Genomic DNA, 6,000 nt, shown 5'->3' with positions numbered 1-6,000 from the left:
GGCGGCGGCGATCGAGCCGGCGGAGCGGCAGTCGGCGGAGCCGGCGGCGCCGCCGACCGGGCGGCGGAGGCCGGCGGCGGCGGCCGCGGCCTCGGAGTCGGCCTCGGCCGAGGCACCGCAGTCGCAGCAGCAGTCGCAGTCCGTCGAGCTCGTGCCTGAGCAGCAGTCGGCGACGCAGGGCGGCAACGGCCGGCGGCGGCGCGGGCTGGTGGCCGCGTCGCAGGCGGTGGTCGAGGAGCCGGCCGCCGAGCAGGGGCCTGGCGGCGAGGCGGCGCAACCGACCGGCCGCCGGCGTCGGGCGCCGGGCCAGGGCGGCGGCCAGCAGGCCGGCGTCCAACTGCCGCAGCAACAGCAGGCGCAGCACGAGCCGATCGCGCTCGGCCCGGTGCCCGTGCCGGCACAGGCACAGGCACCTGCGCCGGCGCCGGAGGCCGCGCCGGCCGACCGGTTGCTGCCGGTGCCGGCGCAGCAACAACCCCAGCCCCAGGCCCCTTCCCAGGCTCAGCCTCAGCCTCAGCTGGCGCCCGTACCGCCCATGGGCCTTGAGCCGGCGGTCGCGCCCGGCCTGGCACCGGGCGGAGCACTCCCCGCCCCACAGGCACCGCAGCCTCCCCAACTGCCCCAGCTGCCCCAGCTCCCGGGGGCCGCCACGCCGGCGGATCCGTCGGCGTCGGGGCCCGGGCCCGAGCAGGGGCCGCAGGACGAGGAGCCGCCGCCCGTCGAGCACTCGGTGGTCGCGGGGAGCCCGATCCTGGATGGCACCGCGCCCCGGATCCAGTCGGTCAGGCAGCCGCGCGCGCTGCCGATGCCGGGCAGCGACCGGGCCAGGTCGGACCGCTCGTTGCCGGGCGTCAGCGTGCAGACGCTGGGTCAGGGCGTGCCGGTGGCCAACCTGCCCGAGCGGCGGCCGGTGGCCGGCGCGCTGCCCGCCGCCGCTTCCGCTCCGGCGCCCGCCCGCCCACAGCAACCCCAACTGCCCCAACCGCCCCAGCAGCCACAGCCGACGACCGCCACGCCGACGCCCACCCGGCGTCGCAAGCTCGCCACCCCGCCGGCGGACGACGCCAGGCTGGCCCAGCAGCCGGCGCAGCCGGCCGCGGCCACGCCTGGCGGCACCCAGGGCCGGGGCCGGAAGTACGCGATCAGCGCGCCGGCCGAGGGCGCGGCGGAGGGGCCCGAGCCGTTGGACGGGCCGAACGGCGCGGTGGAGGTCACCGATCCCTCGCAGGGCGCGATGCGGCTGCCCGTGCCGGCGGACGACGAGCTGCCGCCCGAGCCGCTCGACAACCCGCGCCGGCTGCTGGTCTGGCCCGAGCCGGACGTCTCCACCCAGCAGGCGCTGCAGGACCGCGGCTACCGGCCGGTCATCGTGCACTCGCGCGAGGAGGTGGACGCGCAGATCGCGGCCTATCCGGCGGCGCTCTTCGTCGACCCGCTGACCGGGCCGATCACCCGCACGGCGTTGCAGTCGCTCCGCTCGGCGGCGGTCGCGGCCGAGGTGCCCGTGCTGGTGACGGCGGGGCTCGGGCAGGCCAGCCGGGAGGCGGCCTACGGCGCCGACCCGGCCGTGCTGCTCAAGGCGTTGGCGCCCCGGGACAGCGAGCAGCACCCGCCGCGGGTGCTGCTGGTGGAGGAGCAGCCGGCGATCGCGAGCGCGCTGACGGCCTCGCTCGAGCGGCGCGGGATGCAGGCCGCGCACGCCACCTCGGACGCGCAGGCCATGGAGGTGGCGGCGCAGATCCGGCCCAACCTGGTGGTCATGGACCTCAACCAGGTGCGGCGCCGGCGGGCCGGGATCATCGACTGGCTGCGGGTGAACGGGATGCTGAGCCGCACCCCGTTCGTCGTCTACACCGCGGCCGAGATGGACCCGGGCCAGCTGCCGCTGCTGGCCTCGGGCGAGACGGTGCTGTTCCTCGCGGAGCGGTCGACCAACCCGGAGGTCCAGGCGAGGATCGTCGACCTGCTGACCAAGATCGGGGCGCACTGACGCAGGCCCTGGGCGCCCCGACCGCGGGTCGGGGCGCCCTTGGCCACGCCGGCGGCCGTTCGCCTCAGGCGTTGTCGGGCGTGCTCTGGCGCGGCAGCAGGGTGACGTCCAGTTCGCCCTTGGCGTAGCCGGCGCGCAGCGCCTTCTTGTCGAACTTGCCGACGCTGGTCTTGGGGACGGCGGACACCGTCGTCCAGCGCTCGGGCAGCTGCCAGCGCGGCACCCGCTCGCCGAGGAACGCGCGCAGCTCCGGGTAACCGACGGCTTCGCCGCCCTGGGCCGGGACGACGGCGGCCAGCGGGCGCTCGCCCCAGGTGTCGTCCGGCACGGCGACGACCGCGGCCTCGGCGACCCCGGGGTGGGCCATCAGGTGGTTCTCCAGGGCGACGGAGGAGATCCACTCGCCGCCGGACTTGATGACGTCCTTGGCGCGGTCGGTGAGCGTGAGGTAGCCGTCGGGGGAGATGACGCCGATGTCGCCGGTGCGCAGCCAGCCGTCGGGGCTGAACCGGTCCTCGGGGCGCTCGGGTTCGGCGCCGGCGCCGGCGTGGTAGGCGCCGGCGATCCAGGGGCCGCGCACCTCCAGCTCGCCCGCGGACTCGCCGTCCCAGGGCAGGAACGTGCCGTCCGGGCCGACGAGCCGGGCCTCGACGCCGGCCGAGAAGCGGCCCTGGGTGATCCGGTACAGCCACTCGTCCTCGGGGGTGAGGCCGGGTGGCACGGTACAGAGGGTGCCGAGGGGCGAGGTCTCCGTCATGCCCCAGGCGTGCCGGACATCGACGCCGTGCCGCTCCTCGAAGGCCCGCATCAGGGCGGGTGGGCAGGCGGAGCCGCCAATGGTGACGCGGGTGAGGGACGAGATGTCGCGGGGTCGTTCGGCGAGCTCGGCGAGCAGCCCCTGCCAGATGGTGGGCACGGCGGCGGCGTGGCTCGGCCGCTCGGTGGCGATCATCTCGGCGAGCGGGCCAGGCTGGAGGAAGCGGTCGGGGAGCAGCATGCTCACGCCCGACATGAACGCGGCGTGCGGGATCCCCCAGGCGTTCACATGGAACATCGGGACGACCGGCAGGGTGATGTCGGCGGGGGTGAGGGCCATCGACTCGGCCATGCCGATCTGCATGCAGTGCAGGTAGATGGAGCGGTGCGAGTAGGCGACGCCCTTGGGTTCCGCGGTGGTGCCCGAGGTGTAGCAGAGCGCGGCGGCGGTGCGTTCGTCGAGCTCGGGCCAGTCGTACGCGGTGGGGCGGCCGGCCAGCAGCTCCTCGTAGCGGTGGACGGCGGCCCGGGTGCCGGTGGCGGTGAGCGCGGCGGCGTCGCCGGGGCCGACGACGACCAGGTGTTCGAGGCGGGGCAGCGCCGGCAGCAGCGGGGCGAGGAGCGGCACCAGGCCGCCGTCGACCAGGATGACGCGGTCGGCGCCGTGGTCGATGACCCAGCCGAGCTGGTCGGGAGGCAGCCGGAGGTTGAGGGTGTGGAGCACGGCGCCCATGGCGGGGACCGCGAAGTACGCCTCGACGTGCTCGGCGTTGTTCCACATCAGGGTGCCGACGACGCCTCCCTCGGTGATCCCGAGGTCGTCGTGGAGGGCGTGGGCGAGCTGGGCGGCGCGGGCGCCGCTCTCGGCGAAGGTGCGGCAACGCGGCGGTCCTTCGCCGGCCCAGGTGGTGATCCGCGAGCTGGCGTGGATCGTGCTGCCGTGCGTGAGGATGCGGCTGACGAGCAGCGGTACGTCCTGCATGGTGCCGAACAACGGGGCCTCCGGTGACGCGCGTCGACGACGATGTGCCGCCGATTGTGGCCGCTGCCCGGCGGGCTGGACACCCCTACCGCGCCGGATCACCGCGCGGGATCACCGCGTCGAACTCGGCCGGGTGCCGCGACGGACGCGGACGGGTGCGGACCGGCGCGCCCCGGTCATGGCCGCCCGGCTCAGGCGGCCATGACCGGGGCCTCCCGCTGCCGCTCGCGCTCGCGCTCACGCTCCGCGAAGTCGACGACCTCGGCCAGCTCGGTGTCCTCGCGGAGCTTGGCGAGCGCCCGGGAGACGGCGCTCTTGACGGTGCCCACCGAGACGCCGAGCAGCTCGGCGGTGGCCGCCTCGCTCAGGTCCTCGTAGTACCTGAGGACGACCATGGCCCGCTGCCTGGCCGGCAGCCGGACGACGGCCCGCCACATGGCGTCCCTGACGGCCTGCCGCTCCGCCGGGTCGGGCTCGGGCAGCGGCTCGGGCTCGGGCAGCTCGTCGGTCGCGAACTCGTCGACCCGGCGCTTGCGCCACTGGGAGGTGCGGGTGTTGAGCAGGGCGCGGCGGACGTATCCGTCGAGGGCGCGGTGGTCCTCGATGCGCTCCCACGCCAGGTAGGTCTTGGTGAGGGCGGTCTGGAGCAGGTCCTCGGCGTCGCTCGGGTTGGACGTCAGCGAGCGGGCCGTGCGCAGCAGCACCGGGCCGCGCGCCTGCACATACGAGGTGAAGGTCGGCGGGGTCCCCATCTGGACCGTCCTGGGCGTGGTCATGTCCTCCAAACTAGGAGACATCACCCCCCGTGGGGATCGGCCCCAGGTCGGGAAGACGCATCCCCCCCAGGGTGTAGAAGGGGTGCCGGCACCACCTCCCACAGGTGGATGGAGCGGTCGACCTTCGTCAGGGGGGATCAGGGATCCACCTGATGATCGACAACGGCGGCCGCCCTCGGGATCAGGCCGTCAACTCCTCGATGCGCTGGGCGAAGTCGTCCGCCGGAAGCGGCAGTTCGATCTCGTCGACGAACCGGACGGCCTCCGGGACGTAGTGCACGACGGCGGCGGCCACGGCCGTCAGACAGGGCTCGCCGCGCAGCAGCGCCAGCACCCTGAGGACCAGTGCGGGGTCGCTGCCGTCCTCGGTCTCCGACATCAGGCCGTGGGGGTGCCGGTCGGGGTCGGCCTGCCGGTGCCACAGCTCGGCCTCCCACTCCTCCCCCAGGGTGAGGTGGTGGAGGTAGAGACAGTAGGCGGCGGCGCCGTCCCCGGCCCCGGCGGCGAACTGCCACCAGAACCTGGCGCTGTCCTCCAGGCCGGCGAGCTGGAGCACGCAGCCGAGGACCCGCGCCCCGTCCGGCTCGGGGATCCGGCCGCCGAGCAGGGCGGCCATGTGCTGGAGCGCGCCGTCCTGCTCGACCACCGTGCGACAGAGCGTCTCGAGGTGGCGGGCGATCTCGACCGCGCGGGCGCCGCGGCGTGGCCTGGCCCGGTCCGCCTCGCAGTGCGGCCGGTCGGCGACCCTGGCCGCTATCCGCGACTCCGCGGCCTCCATCTCCTGCTGGCTGTAGTTGAGCGGCTGGCCGGCGAGGACCGCCCTCGCCAACACCTCGTCAATGGACCTGGTCACCGCCACCGCCTTCCCTCGCCGCCTCGCCGGTCAGCCCCAGGGCCTCCTTGAGGCGGTGCCGGGCGTAGCGGGCGGTCGAGCGTACCCCGGGCTCGCTGATCCCGAGGATGTCGGCGGTCGCCGCGGTGTCGTAGCCGATGCAGTACCTGAGCACGATGACGTCGTGCTGCCGCTCGGGCAGCTCGCGGATGGCCTGGTAGACGCCGAGGCTCTCGGCCAGCTCGCCGACCGGGTCGACGGCGTCGCGCAGCGCCACCGTCTCGAAGGCCGCGGTGTCCATGACCACCGGACGGCGGCCACGGCTCCTGGCGGAGTCCACGGTGCGCTGCTTGAGCAGGGTCCAGGCGTAGCCGGCCGGACTGTCCACCTTGAGCACCTCGCCCCACTCGGCGGCCAGTTGCTCGAAGGTGTGGTCCACGGCCTCCTCGGCCTCGTCCCGACCCCCGAGGTGGAGCTCGGCCCAACGGACGTACGCCGGCCGGTACATCTGGTGGAAGGCGCGGAAGTCGGCGGGGAGCGGGGTGAGCGGTGCTACCCCGTCACCTCGTAAGGGGGATGTCTCGGTCACCGGTGAACCTCCTGACGGCCGTTGACGCGATGGAACCCTCCGCTGCCAGAACGGAGCGTATCGGTCATCCAGATG

The 6,000-nt window shown here is 75.0% G+C and carries 5 protein-coding genes; 1 reads left to right on the top strand and 4 read right to left on the bottom strand.

Annotated elements, in window-relative coordinates; genetic code table 11:
• A partial coding sequence (locus ACYVPE_RS16020) for a response regulator (RefSeq protein ID WP_461034256.1) occupies window positions 1-1,990 on the top strand: 1,990 nt, incomplete at its 5' end.
• Window positions 1,991-2,054: 64 nt separating this feature from the next.
• Here ACYVPE_RS16020 and ACYVPE_RS16015 read toward each other — a convergent pair.
• The 4 genes from ACYVPE_RS16015 to ACYVPE_RS16000 all read right to left on the bottom strand — a co-directional run bounded on the left by ACYVPE_RS16015 (window position 2,055) and on the right by ACYVPE_RS16000 (window position 5,925).
• Window positions 2,055-3,740, bottom strand: coding sequence for a long-chain fatty acid--CoA ligase (locus ACYVPE_RS16015; RefSeq protein WP_461034255.1), 1,686 nt, complete (start codon window positions 3,738-3,740; stop codon window positions 2,055-2,057).
• Window positions 3,741-3,919: 179 nt separating this feature from the next.
• Window positions 3,920-4,504, bottom strand: coding sequence for a SigE family RNA polymerase sigma factor (locus ACYVPE_RS16010; protein WP_461034254.1), 585 nt, complete (start codon window positions 4,502-4,504; stop codon window positions 3,920-3,922).
• 181 nt (window positions 4,505-4,685) lie between these two features.
• Entirely contained in the window at window positions 4,686-5,357 is a 672-nt protein-coding gene (locus tag ACYVPE_RS16005; protein ID WP_461034253.1) for a hypothetical protein, read from the bottom strand.
• On the bottom strand, window positions 5,341-5,925 hold the full coding sequence (locus ACYVPE_RS16000; protein ID WP_461034252.1) for an RNA polymerase sigma factor: 585 nt from the start codon (window positions 5,923-5,925) through the stop codon (window positions 5,341-5,343). The genes ACYVPE_RS16005 and ACYVPE_RS16000 overlap by 17 nt, the downstream gene beginning before the upstream one ends.
• Window positions 5,926-6,000: the final 75 nt, after the last annotated feature.

Source organism: Streptomyces mayteni, from assembly GCF_054783955.1.
This window is presented reverse-complemented; position numbering and strand designations above follow the sequence as displayed.

Coding starts and splice junctions, on each gene's coding strand:
- ACYVPE_RS16010 (WP_461034254.1), bottom strand. CDS start 4,504: ATGACCACGCCCAGGACGGTCCAGATGGGGACCCCGCCGACCTTCACC.